Here is a 13,574-nt window from a genome sequence, read left to right on the forward strand (position 1 = left end):
GCGGTGGCTGCACGAAGGCCAAGCTGCTGTATCCCTCGGGGGACGGGATGCGCACCAATAATTTGTAGAAATCGGAAGGGTAGCGTGATGTCCGTACTTGAGTCCTCCATTCCTGCGGTGCTCGGCGAGAATGCTCGCCGGCAGCCCAGCGACACGGCGTTCACATTCATCGATTACGACGTGGATCCGAAAGGGTTCGCCGAAAGCTTGACCTGGGCGCAGCTGCACCGTCGTGCGGCAACGGTTGCTGACGAACTCCGACGCTGTGGGTCAACCGGCGATCGCGTGGCCATATTGGCGCCGCAGAGCCTGGACTACCTCGTTGCGTTTTTCGGCGCGTTGCAAGCCGGCTTCATCGCGGTTCCGCTGTCGGTCCCGCAATTCGGCGCCCACGATGACCGCATCTCGTCGGCACTGCAGGATTGCACACCTGCCGCCATTATCACGACCTCCGCCGCCGTTGATGGGGTCATCAAATACGCCGAGTCGTACGGAACTTCGGCCGCACCGGCGGTCATTGAAATCGACTCACTCGACTTCTATTCGACAGGCGAATTCAGCCCGGTCGAATACGAGCATCCCAAGGAAGCGTATCTGCAGTACACCTCGGGGTCGACCGGCCAGCCGGCCGGCGTCGTGCTCACCCACGAGAACGTGGTGGCCAATTGCCACCAGCTGGAGTCGGGCCTGTTCGATATTTCGGGGCCACCGGAATCGCTGGTGTCGTGGTTGCCCTTCTATCACGACATGGGGCTCATCCAGGGGATCTGTTTCCCCACGGTGTGGGCACGTCCCGCGGTGTTGACGAGCCCGATCGCATTTCTGGTCGAGCCCGCCCGGTGGATGAGGCTGCTCGCGAGCAACCCCAGGCCGTTCTCCGGCGGGCCCAATTTCGCCTTCGACCTGGCGGTGCGCAGAATATCGGACGACGACATGGCTGGGCTTGACCTCGGCCAGGTGGTCGGACTGGCCAACGGCAGCGAACGGGTCCAGCCGGCATCGATCGCCCGCTTCATGGACAAATTCTCGCGATACAACCTGCCCGCCACGGCCGTGCGGCCGTCCTACGGACTCGCCGAGGCGACGCTGTACGTGGCGAGCGCGAAGACGGGGCAGGCGCCCACGTCCGTGCGCTTCCAGTACGAGCAACTGTCGGGCGGTCGGGCGACGCCATGCACCGAGGAGGAGGGCGGCAGCGACCTCATCGGCTACGGCGCACTGAAGTCACCGCTGGTGCGGATCGTCGACCCCGAAACCAGGACCGAGACGCAAGCGGGGGTCATCGGCGAGATCTGGGCCCACGGCGACAACATCGGCACGGGATATTGGCGGAATCCGGAACGGACCAAGCGCACCTTCGGTGCAAAGTTGGTCACTCCCACCCCGGGGACACCCGAAGGCCCCTGGATGAGGACGGGTGACCTGGGGTTCCTGCACGACGGCGAATTGTTCATCATGGGCCGCCTCAAGGATCTGCTGATCGTGGACGGACGCAATCACTACCCCGACGACATCGAGGCGACGATCACGCAGATCACCAAGGGCCGGGTGGCGGCGATCTCGGTTGCCGACGACACCAGCGAGCAGCTTGTCGCGATCGCGGAGGTGAAGAACCGGGGCGGATCCGACGAGGAGAGCTTGGCGGGTCTGCGCTCGATCAAGCGGAACGTCACGGCCGCGATCTCGAGCGCGCACGGTGTGCGCATCGCCGACCTTGTTCTCGTGGCACCGGGTTCGCTGCCGATCACGACGAGCGGCAAGGTCCGGCGGTCAACGTGTGCCGAAAGCTACCGCCGGGAGGAGTTTGAGCGCTTGGATGTCTCGGCGTGACGACGGCAGTTCCCGATGAAGCGGGGCTGCGGCGCTGGTTGATCGAGTATCTGGTTACCGAGATCGGTTGTGAGCGCGACGACGTCGACTCCGACGCGGCGTTCAACGACTTGGGAGTGGGCTCGCGTGACGCGGTCGTACTCTCAGGGGAATTGGCCTCGGTCGCCGGCCGGGCGGTGTCGCCGCTGGATTTTTGGCAGCACCCCACGATCAACGAATTGGTCAAATTCCTCACCACACCCGAGTCGGAATCCGCGGCTGAAGGGATCCCGGCCGAGCGCGGTTGGGTAGACGAGCCGATCGCTGTGATCGGGTTGGGCTGTCGTTTTCCCGGCGACATTTCCGGGCCGGAAACGTTCTGGCGCTTCCTCTGTGAGGGTCGTTCATCGATAGCCGAGGTGCCCGCCGGTCGATGGCAGCCGTATGACGACGGTTCGCCGGAGATCGCGACGGCGTTGGCCGCCACCACTCGGTGGGGTTCGGTGTTGACCGACGTCGACGGTTTCGACGCGGAATTCTTCGAGATCTCACCACACGAAGCGACCGCGATGGACCCGCAGCAGCGCTTGTTGCTGGAGGTGGCCTGGGAAGCGTTGGAGCACGCCGGAATTCCTGCCGAATCCCTGCGGCGTTCGCAGACCGGGGTTTTCGCCGGAGCGTGTGCGACCGACTACGGATACCTGGCGGGCACGGATCTGAGTCGCGTCGACGCCTGGAGCAACATCGGTGGCGCGCTGAGCATCATCGCCAATCGGCTCTCGTACTTCCTGGATCTTCGCGGCCCCTCCGTGGCGGTGGACACGGCCTGTTCGTCGTCGCTGGTGGCCGTACACCTGGCAGCCCAGAGCCTGCGGGCGGGGGACTGCGACCTGGCCATCGCAGCGGGAGTGAACCTGTTGTTGTCGCCGGCCATCTTTCGCAGCTTCGACGGAGCCGAGGCCTTGTCGCCGACGGGTCAGTGCAGGTCCTTCGACGCGGACGCGGATGGGTTCGTCCGCGGCGAGGGTTGCGGGGCGGTGGTGCTCAAGCGGGTGAGCGACGCCGTACGCGACGGGGATCGTGTGCTCGCGGTGATACGGGGATCGGCGGTCAACCAGGACGGCCGCTCGAACGGGCTGATGGCACCGAACCCGGCCGCACAGATGGCGGTGCTGCGCGCGGCGTGCGCCAACGCGGGCGTCGCGCCGCATCAGGTGGACTATGTCGAGACCCACGGAACCGGAACGCTGTTGGGCGACCCCATCGAGGCCCGTGCGCTGGGTACGGTGCTGGGTCGCGGACGCCCCGAAGACGTTCCGCTGCTCATCGGCGCCGTCAAATCGAACATGGGCCATCTCGAGGGGGCCGCCGGGATCGCGGGTCTGATCAAGGCGGTGCTGGCGGTACACCGCGGGCACATCCCGCCGAACCTGAACTTCGCGACTCCGAACCCGCATATTCCGTTCCAGGACATGCGCCTCAAAGTCGTTGCGGAACAAACTGATTGGCCGGAAACCGGGCTTCCGCGGCGGGCGGGAGTGTCGTCGTTCGGCTTCGGCGGCACCAACGCTCATGTCGTGATCGAACAGGCCCCCGCGATGGATCCCGTTGCTTCCCAGCCGGACCCGGCGGTGAGCACACTGGTGGTCTCGGGCAAGACGACCGAACGAGTGGCGTCCTGGGCGTCGGCGCTGGCCGAGTGGATGGACGGCGACGGCGCGGACGTGGCGCTCGCCGAGGTCGCGCATACGCTCAATCACCACCGGCCGCGGCACGCACTGTTCGGCACGGTGTGCGCGCGCGATCGCAAGCAGGCGATAGCCGGCCTGCGGGCGTTGGCGGAGGACAAGCCGGCCGATGGAGTGGTTGCCCCACACGAGGGAACATCGCGTCCCGGCATCGTCTTTGTGTACTCGGGTCAGGGCTCGCAGTGGGCGGGGATGGGACGGCAGTTGCTGGCCGATGAGCCGGTGTTCGCCGAGGCGGTCGCCAAGCTGGAGCCGATATTCGTTGCGCAGACTGGTTTTTCGCTACAGCGGGTACTGGCCGAGGGCCAGGCGGTGACCGGCATCGAGCGGATTCAGCCGGTGCTGGTAGGTGTGCAGTTGGCGCTGACCACGTTGTGGCGCTCCTATGGCGTCGAGCCGGACGCGGTGATCGGGCATTCGATGGGCGAGGTCACCGCCGCGGTGGTGGCCGGGGCCTTGAGCGTCACCGACGGGCTGCGGGTGATCGCCACGCGGTCGCGGTTGATGGCGCGGCTGGCCGGGCAGGGCGCCATGGCGCTGCTGGAATCCGACGCCGCGGCTACCGAGAAGCTGCTGGCCGACTATCCGCAGGTGAGCATCGCCGTGTACTCCTCGCCGAGCCAGACGGTGATCGCCGGCCCGCCCGACCAGGTCGACGCGGTGATGGCGGTCGTGGCCGCCGACGACCGGCTGGCCCGGCGCATCGAGGTCGACGTGGCCTCCCATCACCGGATCGTCGAGCCGATCCTGCCCGAATTACGTTCTGAGCTAGCAGATTTGGCCCCGGATGAGCCGGCCATTCCGGTGATCAGCACGACCTGCGACCCCGACGGCGATGCGCCGGTGTTCGACGCCGACCACTGGGCGGCCAACCTGCGCAACCCGGTTCGCTTCAGCCAGGCGGTCGCCACGGCCGGGGCCAAGCACGCCACCTTCATCGAAGTCAGCCCGCACCCGCTACTCATCCACGCCATCAACGACGCCCTCGGCGCCAGCGACGATCACCACATCGTCAGCTCGCTGCAGCGCGATGCCGACGACACATGGATGTTCCACTCCAACCTCAACGCCAGTCACACCACCGATCGGCCGCAAACCCCGCACCCGCCCGAGCCGCACCCGTCGCTGCCCACCGCGCCGTGGCACCATACCCACCACTGGATCGGCGCCGTCGCGCATCGTCCGCGGCTGGCCGGCGACGGCGAGGGATCCGCGGCAGCGGGGGGCCGCACCGTCTTGGTGCACCCGCTGCTGGGTGTGCACGTGCGGCTGCCGGAGGAGCCGGAGCGCCACGTGTGGGCGGGCGAAGTCGGTACCACTGCCCACCCATGGCTCACCGACCATCAGGTTCACGCGGTGCCGGCGTTCCCCGGTGCCGCCTACTGCGAAATGGCGCTGGCCGCGGCGCGCGCGACGCTCGGCGAGGCGTCGGAGGTCTGTGACCTTCGCTTCGAACAGATGTTGTTGCTCGACGACGAGACCCCGCTGAACTCCGACGCGTTGGTCCAGGCGCCCGGCGTCGCCGCCTTCGAGGTGCAAACCAACCACGAGGGGGAGCGGGCGCGACGGGCGTCGGCGACCCTGCGTGCCCTCGGCGAGATCATCCAGCCGCCCGCGCACGACGTCGCCGCCCTGCTCGCCGCGCACCCTCATCGGGTGGACGGTGATGAGCTGCGGCAGTGGTTCGACGACCGGGGTGTGCACTTCGGCTCGGCGTTCGCCGGGCTGACCGCCGCGCGCACCGTCGACAGAAAAGACGGCACCATTCTGGCGGAAGTGGAACTGCCGCAATCGATTCGCGCACAGCAGACCGGCTATGGCGCGCATCCGGCGCTGCTGGATGCATGCTTTCAATCCGCAGCCGCCCATGCGCGCAGCCGTGATGTGGGCAACGGCGGCATGCTGTTGCCGTTGGGCGTGCGCCGCATACGCAGCTTCGGTCCGCTGCAGACCGCTCGCTACTGCCTGAGCCGGGTGACCGAAACACACCCGACCGGGATGGAAACCGATCTCGACGTATTCGACGAGAACGGGGCGGTGCTGCTGACCGTGCGTGGACTGCGGGTCGGCAGCGACGTCACCGAAAGTGGTGCCCGCCAACGGTTAATGGCCGAGCGCCTGCTGACGATCGACTGGCAGCAGCGCGAACTGCCCGCAGCGGCGGGTGGTGAGGCCGGGACGTGGCTGCTGCTCGTCACCTCCGATGCCGACGATCTCTTGCCGGCCGAATTGGCCGATGCGCTGAAAACTGAAGGCGCGCAATGTAAAACCGTGCGCTGGCAACAACACGACGCCGAGCAGCTGGGCCGCGAGCTGGCTGACGTCGGCGGCGTGGTGGTCCTGACCGGACCGGCGGCAGCCGGCAACGACGAGCAGTGTGCGAGCCGCGGCCGCGAGCAGGTTCGACAACTGGTGCGGATCGCGCGCCAGGTGACGGAATGCCGCGACGAGCCGCCTCGCCTGTATGTGGTGACCCGCAACACGCAGACGGTGTTGCCCGATGACCGGCCCAGTCTGGACCAGGCGGGACTGCGCGGGCTGATGCGGGTGATCGCCGCCGAACACACCCGGATGCGGGCCAGCCAGATCGACCTGGATGCGGGTACGGACGCCGCACAGGTGGCCCGCCAGCTGCTCGCGGGTTCGGGCGAAGACGAGACCGCTTGGCGCGGCGGACAGTGGTACACGGCCCGGCTGCGCCCGGCCCCGTTGCGTCCGGACGAGCGGCGTACCGCCCCGGCCGACCCTCGGCACGAGGGCATGCGTCTGGAGATCAGCACCCCCGGTGACCTGCAAGGGCTGGAGCTCGTCGCGTTCGACCGCACCCCGCCGGGGCCGGGGCAGATCGAGGTGGCGGTGAGCGCCTCCAGTCTCAACTTCGCCGACGTGCTGATCGCCATGGGCCGATTCCCCAGCGTCGACGGGCGGCAACCGCGGCTGGGTATGGATTTCGCGGGCGTGGTGAGCGCGGTCGGGCCTGGCGTCACCGATCACCAGGTCGGCGACCGCGTCGGCGGTGTGTCCGAGAATGGTTGTTGGGCAACATTTGTCACCTGTGACGCCAACCTTGCCGTCACGCTTCCGTCCGGCTTGGACGCCGAGCAGGCCGCCGCGGCGACAACCGCGTACGCCACCGCCTGGTACGGCCTGCAGGACATGGCCAGGATCAAGCCCGGGGAGCGCGTGCTGATCCACTCGGCGACCGGTGGCGTCGGACGGGCCGCGATGGCGATAGCCCGGTTGGCGGGGGCGGAGATCTTCGCGACGGCGGGCAGCCCGCAGCGGCGTGCACTCCTGCACGACATGGGCGTCGAGCACGTCTATGACTCGCGCAGCACCGCATTCGCCGAGGAGATCCGCCGCGACACCGACGGGTACGGCGTCGACGTCGTGCTCAACTCCGTCACCGGCGCCGCCCAACGCGCCGGCTTCGAACTGCTGGCGATCGGTGGCCGGTTCGTGGAGATCGGCAAGCGTGATGTCTACGGGGACACCCGCCTGGGCCTGTACCCATTCCGCCGCAACCTCACTTTCCACTATCTCGACCTGGCGCTGATGGCCGCCAGTCATCCGCAGCAGGTAGGCGAGCTGCTGCGCACGGTGTACCGGCTCGTCGGCGACGGTGAGTTGCCCCCGCTCGAGCGCACCGTCTACCCACTTGCCGAGGCGGCCACGGCAATTCGGGTGATGGGCGCGGCCGAGCACACCGGCAAACTCCTCCTGTCCGTTCCGCACGAGGGACACAACACGGTGGTGGTCCCGCCGGAGGTGGCCAAGATCTTCCGCGACGACGGTGCCTACATCATCACCGGCGGCCTGGGCGGGCTCGGGCTGTTCCTGGCCAACCAGATGGGCAAGGCGGGTTGCGGCCGGATCGTGCTCACCGCCCGGTCCGCCCCGACTTCCAAGGCACAGCAAGCCGTTTCGCGAATCCGTGCCAGCGGGGTCGACGTCGTCGTGGAGTGCGGCAACATGGCCGAGGCCGACACCGCGGCCCGCGTGGTGGCCTCGGCGAAGGCCACCGGACTTCGGTTGCGTGGGGTGCTGCATGCCGCGGCGGTGGTCGAGGACGCCACACTGGCCAACATCACCGACGAGCTGATCGACCGCGACTGGGCGCCAAAGGTTTACGGCGCGTGGAACCTGCACAACGCGACGCTCGACGAGCCGCTGGACTGGTTCTGCTGTTTCTCGTCGGCGGCCGCGTTGCTCGGCTCACCCGGTCAGGGCGCATACGCGGCGGCCAACAGCTGGGTGGACGGACTCACGCACTGGCGGCGCAGCCTCGGTCTGCCGGCACTTGCCATCGCGTGGGGGGCATGGGGCGAGGTCGGGCGCGCCACACACCTGGCGGAGGGCGGCCGCACCACGATGATCGCTCCCGACGAGGGTGCGGCGGCGTTCGAGGAACTCTTGCGCTTCGACCGTGGCTACACGGGCTACGTCCCGACCACCGGAATGCCGTGGCTGGCCGAATTGGTTGCGCACAGCCCGTTCGCCGAAGCCTTCCAGAACGCCCGGGGCGAGCGGGCCGACGCCAGCACCCTGCGCAACGAACTTCGGACACTATCGCAGGACGAATGGCCCACCCGGCTTCGGCGTCTGATCACCGAGCAGACCGGCCTGATCCTGCGCCGGGCGGTCGATCCCGACCGCCCGTTCGTCGAGCACGGACTGGACTCACTGGGCAATCTGGAGCTGCGGACCCGCATCGAAGCCGAGACCGGCATCCGGATCACGCCCAAAGCCATTGCCACCCACAACACGGCCCACGCTTTGAGCCTGCACCTGGCCGAGACGCTGGTGGCCGATGAGGGCCGGTCGACGGCGACCGGATAGGTACCGGGTTCAGCCCAGCCGGGTCGTCCGCACCGACACCCCGGCGGCGGCGAGCCTCGCCAGCAGCGGATCGCCCATTGCCGCAGCGGGAGTGAGCACTCCCCGTAACCCGGAGAGCCGGTCGCGATCGAGTGCCAGCGCCAGACCGCTTTCGCCGAGCAGTACCGACGTGCCCTGGTAGGCATCGCAGTTCTGCCCGAAGGTCGCCAGGTAGCGGGCGCCGGTCGTGGTGGTGCTGTAGGTCTCGACGGTGTAGTAACCACGTTTTCGCGCCGCAACGCCGGGTCCGGCGCCCGGCTTGGGCGTGATGAGTTCCACGAGTCGTCGAGGCAACCGGCGGAAGTATCGATTGCCCAGGCCGTTGGCGGCCCCCAGGGACGCCGTCACAATCGCGGATGCTACCGGTGCCGCGAACGAGCGGCCCAGGCTCAACGCCTCCGCATAGCGGAACCGCCTACCGTACGACCAGTCTTGTAATGCGTTGCTACGTCGGACTATTCGGGCGTTGTAGGGGCCCATGACAAATCCACCGACCCAGAAGCCGTCGAGTTCGGGTGCGACGTTGCGCCCTCGACGCCACCCGAAGTCGCGCTGCCGCCCGAGTTCCGGTTCGGCTTCTCGGTCGGTGGTGAACGTGTAGGGGTCGTTGATGATCCTGCGGGCCTGCGCATCACCCGATGCGGTGCGCATCGTTCCGAGTAGCGACGCGACCGTGCCACCGGATGCCCCGAGCTGGTTGAACGAGCGCAGCACCAACGTCGTGTCGGTGAGTTCTCCGGTGCCGTCCTGCACCGCTCGGCGGTACAGCTGGTAAGCGTTGAGATCCGAAGGGACCGAATCAAATCCGCACGAGACGACGATCCTCGCGCCGGTATCGACGGCCTGTTTGTGGTACAGGTCGATGCTGTCCCGGACGAACATCAGCTCACCGGTCAGATCGGCATAGTCGGTTCCGGCCGTGGCGCAGGCCGCCACCAGGGGCAGACCATATTGTGCGTAGGGTCCCACGGTCGTCACCACCACCTGGGTCCGCTCGGCCACCGCCGCCAGCGTCGACGGCTGGGATGCGTCGGCGACGAGCAGCGGCCAGTCCTGTGCGGCCGGGCCCAGCGCCTGCCGCACGGCCCGCAGCCGTCCGGTGTCGCGACCGGCCAGCGCGATGCGTGCCTGCGCACCTTGGCGCGCGAGGTATTCGGCGGTCAGCCGGCCGGAATAGCCGGTGGCGCCGTACAACACGATGTCGAACTCACGCTCGGTGTTCACGCGTCACTCCGTGAACCAGCTGTCTTCGGCGGGCGCTTCGCACAGCAGGGAATGGATTCCCTCGAGGGACTTCTCGGGTGCGGGCAGGTTCGAGTGGTGTTCGATCACCAGTTGGCCGGCGAACGTCACGCACGTGTAGAGATCGATCGGGGCGCGGGGCGCGAAGTAAAACTCGCCACAGACGTCGCTGAGCTGAAGGCCCTCCGGTGTGCGCAGGCCGGGGATCCAACCGACGTCGGTGCACATCACGAACGGGGGGAGCCCCGGCAGCGACCCTTCGTATTGCAATTGGAAGTGCAGCGACGATTGCTGGATCAGGCCTTCGGACAGGTCGGACCGAAACGCGTCAACCACGCCGCGGGCCAGGTCGACGAGTTCGGTCTCAGGCCCAATCTCGGCCAGGTAGCTCGCCAACCCCAGTGGCAGTGTGCTTTCCGTCGCGCCGACCGGGGGCGTCAGGTGATAGCGCAGGTCGACCGGGTAGAAGTAGGGAATCGGAATGTGCGGCGTGTTGCGCAGTTCCCACTCGGCCAGCAGGATGGCCGCGGCCACCAGGGAGTTGAGGCTGACCTCGTTGGCGCGCCCCAGCTCAACCAGGTCCGATGTCTCCTGCTCGGTGAGCCGGATGCCGGCCACTGGAATGGCTTGAATCTCATCGGGATTCGACGGCAGGATCGGCTTCGCCGGCGCGGGCAAGTCGTAAGCGAACGCCGCCGGGAAAAGCCGTTCGAGGCCGGAACGCTCTTGCTTGGCCACGCCACGCTGTTCGAGCAACGACTCGAGTGGCTCGGGCGCGGGCTGTGCCGCCACCGGCCCGGTATCGCCGGTGGTCACCACGTCCGTATAGAGGGAGAGCAGCTCTTCGAAGAGACCGAACACATGGTGCCCGTCGGCCAGGGAGTGGTGCGCGAACAGCGTCAGTTCGCTTTGTTCGCTGCCGACTTTCAGCCGAAGATTCAGCAGGGATTGGCCCTGGTCCAGGCGCATACCCGAGATCGCAGACTCCGAGGTGTTCTCGTCGACGATCCACATCCCCGGGTGCATGGTGTCTTCGGCGACTATGTGGTGCCGGCCGTCGTCGGCCTTCTCGAGGTGGCCGGCGAAGATCGGATGCGACTGCAGGAGCGCATCGAAGGCGTCCGCCATCGCGTCGATGTCGACGTCGCCGATGACCTTGAGGGTCAACCCGAAATAGGTCTCATTGGCCGCGAACACTTCTTCGCTGTGAGCGAGCTTGCGGATCACCGATCCGGAAAACACTGCTGATCCTCCCCTTATCTGCGCGTGCTGGCCTGTCGATAGCCCCGGAGGGTCGGTGCTATGCACACCGCGGTGATGCCGCCGACCCATAGCAGCGTGGCGATCATCGGCCCGCGCACCGGGCCGCCGAGCGACAGTCCGCGCATCGCGTCGATCGCGTAGCTGATCGGCTGGTGCGCGACCACCGGCCGTACCCACTTCGGAAATTGGTCCAGGGGCAAGAACCCGGTCGAGAAGAGGACGGCCAGCAGGTGCACGAGCGTAATCGCCTCGAGGAGAAAGTTTCTCGACGCATACCAGGCAATCGTGGTGATGAGGGTCGCGAAGGCGAGTCCGAAGAGCACCGGAACGGCCAGCCACGCCAAGGTCGCAAGCACGCCCTGCTGGAAGCGGAAACCAAGGATCATGCCCGCGGCCACCACGACCACCGTCGTGATCATGGTCCGAACAATCTCGGCGGCGATCCGCGAACAGATTCCCGACGCACGGTGCACGGGCACCACCCACAGCCGGCGCAGCAGTCCGTCGTCACGCTCCCCGATGAGGCCGATCGCACCGACCGCCGATCCGTTGATCGCGGCGGCCAGCGCGTTCATCGGGACGGTACCGTACAGGGCGCTGTGCCCGGTGATCTGCGAAATTGCGTGGCCCAGAACAATATTCAACGTGATCAAGAAAAGGACGGGTAACGCCGTCACCATGATCACGGTGGTGAGGTCGCGCGCCCACTTCAGCAGTATCCGCCGCGTCTGCACCAATGTTTGCGGAAGCAGCACCCGCGCGGAATTCTCGTGGACGCGGCGGTCCGCACTGCGCGGCGCGGTCTCCTCGTAGACCAGAGTCATCATGCCCGCCTTGACAAAATGAGTGCGGCCGCCGGTATCAGGACCGCGGTCAATCCGGATAACCACGCCAGCGTCGGCGCCACATCCGACCAGCTAACCGCCGCGTTGAACGGCGCGGTGTCGCCGGCCAGGGCGTGCATGGTCTTGACGAACTCGGAGATCGGCTGGTTGCGGACGAACGCCTGAACCCAGTGCGGAAACTGCTCCACCGGTTGAACACCGACGGACAGCAGTCCGAAGATCAACGGCGGCAGGGTCAGCACGGGAGCCATGGCCTCGGGATTGCGGCTCCCGGTGCCGATCAGGTCGGCAAGGAAGGACAGCACCGCTCCGATCACGAGCACCAGCACGCAAAAGGCAACGGTGTCGACGGCCGAGCCGCGAAAGCGAAACCCGATGACGTGACCGCTGATGACGGCCACCGTCAGCGCAACCGTGCACCGGTATACCGCGGCCGAAATGCGTGCGGCCACCGGCGTAAACGGCGCGATCGGCATGGACCTGAACCGTCGGTTGATGCCCTGGACCGAGTCCGTCGCCGCGCGAAATGCGGTCGACATCGCGGCGAACGTGATGGCTTCCAGGGCGATCAACGGCATCAGGTACTGCGCGTAGCTGCTGGAGACGCCCCTGGTGGCAGTGCCCATGATCTCGTGCAACGGGATGTAGAAGCCGGCCGTGAACACCACCGAGGCCGCGATGGTGACGACGACCTCACCGTTGCGCAGGGTCGGGGCGATGAAGCGGTTGGTGAGCACCCACCACTGAGTGCGCATCGACGGGTGGGGTCGCGCGACGCCCGGGGCGGTCAACTGACCACCTCGGCGACCGGCGTACGCGGCTGGGGTGAATCGTCTGTCAGCGCAAGGAATACGTCGTCCAACGACGGGCGCCGCAGAGCAATGTCGGCGACGGCGATGTTGGCCGCGGCGAGCCGCCCGACTGCCTCGAGCAGCGTGTTGGCGCCATCCGGGGCCGGCAGGGTGATCCGATCGGATTCGGGCGTCAGGGCGGCCCGGTTCTTCTCCGGCAGCAGCGAGCCGAGCGTCTCGGCGATCGCCGGCAGATCGTGCAGATCCCGCGGAACGATCTCGCAGAAGCTGCCGCCCGTGCGCGCCTTGAGCTGGTCGGCCGTTCCCTCGGCGATGACCCGCCCATGGTCGATGACGACGATCCGGTCGGCCAGCGCGTCGGCTTCCTCGAGGTACTGCGTGGTCAGCAGCGTGGCGATGCCGCGGCCCTTGAAATTGCTGACCAGATCCCAAATGCTCTGCCGGCTACGGGGATCCAGGCCCGTGGTCGGCTCGTCCAGGAAGACCACTTGGGGCGGTACCACCAAACCGCAGGCGATGTCGATGCGTCGACGCATCCCACCCGAGTACGTCTTCACGCGCCGATTCGCGGCATACACCAGATCGAATTCTTCGATGAGTTCGTCGGCGCGCTGGCGCGCGGCCGATTTTTTCAAGCCGAACAGGCGACCGAACATGAAGAGGTTTTCCAGGCCGGTCAGGGTTTCGTCGATCGCCACCTGCTGGCCGGTGAGCATGATGGAACGACGCACGCCGGCCGGCTCGGACACGACGTCATAGCCGGCCACCACCGCGCGGCCCCGATCCGGGCGGCTCAGGGTCGACAGGATGTCCACGAGCGTGGTCTTGCCCGCCCCGTTGGGCCCGAGCAGGCCCAGCACCTCACCGCGACCGACTTCGAAGCTGACCTCGTGCAGGGCGACAAAGTCCCCGAACGCCTTGTGCACCTTGTCCACGACGATAGCCTTGTCAAAGGTGTTCTGTGCCTTGCTCATCGA

7 protein-coding genes are annotated in these 13,574 nt (G+C 67.2%); 2 read left to right on the top strand and 5 right to left on the bottom strand.

The features are described from left to right. Nucleotides 1-87: 87 nt before the first annotated feature. A complete protein-coding gene (locus tag MNAB215_RS00040; protein ID WP_077076929.1) occupies nt 88-1,830 on the top strand; it encodes an AMP-binding protein in 1,743 nt (580 codons plus the stop codon). Beyond that, entirely contained in the window at nt 1,827-8,396 is a 6,570-nt protein-coding gene (gene pks2, locus MNAB215_RS00045) for a sulfolipid-1 biosynthesis phthioceranic/hydroxyphthioceranic acid synthase (protein WP_083745948.1), read from the top strand. The genes MNAB215_RS00040 and pks2 overlap by 4 nt, the downstream gene beginning before the upstream one ends. 9 nt (nt 8,397-8,405) lie before the next feature. Here pks2 and MNAB215_RS00050 read toward each other — a convergent pair whose 3' ends face one another. Genes MNAB215_RS00050 through MNAB215_RS00070 form a run of 5 tightly spaced genes read right to left on the bottom strand, consistent with a single transcriptional unit; the run spans nt 8,406 to nt 13,571 of the window. Continuing rightward, nucleotides 8,406-9,659, bottom strand: coding sequence for a saccharopine dehydrogenase family protein (locus MNAB215_RS00050; RefSeq protein ID WP_077076930.1), 1,254 nt, complete (start codon nt 9,657-9,659; stop codon nt 8,406-8,408). A 3-nt stretch (nt 9,660-9,662) separates the two neighbouring features. Beyond that, nucleotides 9,663-10,919 carry a phthiocerol/phthiodiolone dimycocerosyl transferase family protein gene (locus MNAB215_RS00055; protein ID WP_077076931.1) on the bottom strand — a complete coding sequence of 419 codons (1,257 nt, stop codon included), beginning with the start codon at nt 10,917-10,919 and terminating at the stop codon, nt 9,663-9,665. A 14-nt stretch (nt 10,920-10,933) separates the two neighbouring features. Next, nucleotides 10,934-11,767: an ABC transporter permease gene (locus tag MNAB215_RS00060; RefSeq protein WP_077076932.1), complete on the bottom strand. Its 834-nt coding sequence runs from the start codon at nt 11,765-11,767 to the stop codon at nt 10,934-10,936. Next, nucleotides 11,764-12,540, bottom strand: coding sequence for an ABC transporter permease (locus MNAB215_RS00065; protein WP_077076933.1), 777 nt, complete (start codon nt 12,538-12,540; stop codon nt 11,764-11,766). The genes MNAB215_RS00060 and MNAB215_RS00065 overlap by 4 nt, the downstream gene beginning before the upstream one ends. Before the next feature lie 32 nt (nt 12,541-12,572). Then, nucleotides 12,573-13,571: an ATP-binding cassette domain-containing protein gene (locus MNAB215_RS00070; RefSeq protein ID WP_077076934.1), complete on the bottom strand. Its 999-nt coding sequence runs from the start codon at nt 13,569-13,571 to the stop codon at nt 12,573-12,575. Nucleotides 13,572-13,574: the final 3 nt, after the last annotated feature.

Origin of the sequence: Mycobacterium numidiamassiliense (assembly GCF_900157365.1) — a bacterium.
Taxonomy (GTDB): Bacteria; Actinomycetota; Actinomycetes; order Mycobacteriales; family Mycobacteriaceae; genus Mycobacterium; species Mycobacterium numidiamassiliense.

Coding starts and splice junctions, on each gene's coding strand:
- MNAB215_RS00040 (WP_077076929.1), top strand. CDS start 88: ATGTCCGTACTTGAGTCCTCCATTCCTGCGGTGCTCGGCGAGAATGCT.
- MNAB215_RS00060 (WP_077076932.1), bottom strand. CDS start 11,767: ATGATGACTCTGGTCTACGAGGAGACCGCGCCGCGCAGTGCGGACCGC.
- MNAB215_RS00065 (WP_077076933.1), bottom strand. CDS start 12,540: ATGCGCACTCAGTGGTGGGTGCTCACCAACCGCTTCATCGCCCCGACC.
- MNAB215_RS00070 (WP_077076934.1), bottom strand. CDS start 13,571: ATGAGCAAGGCACAGAACACCTTTGACAAGGCTATCGTCGTGGACAAG.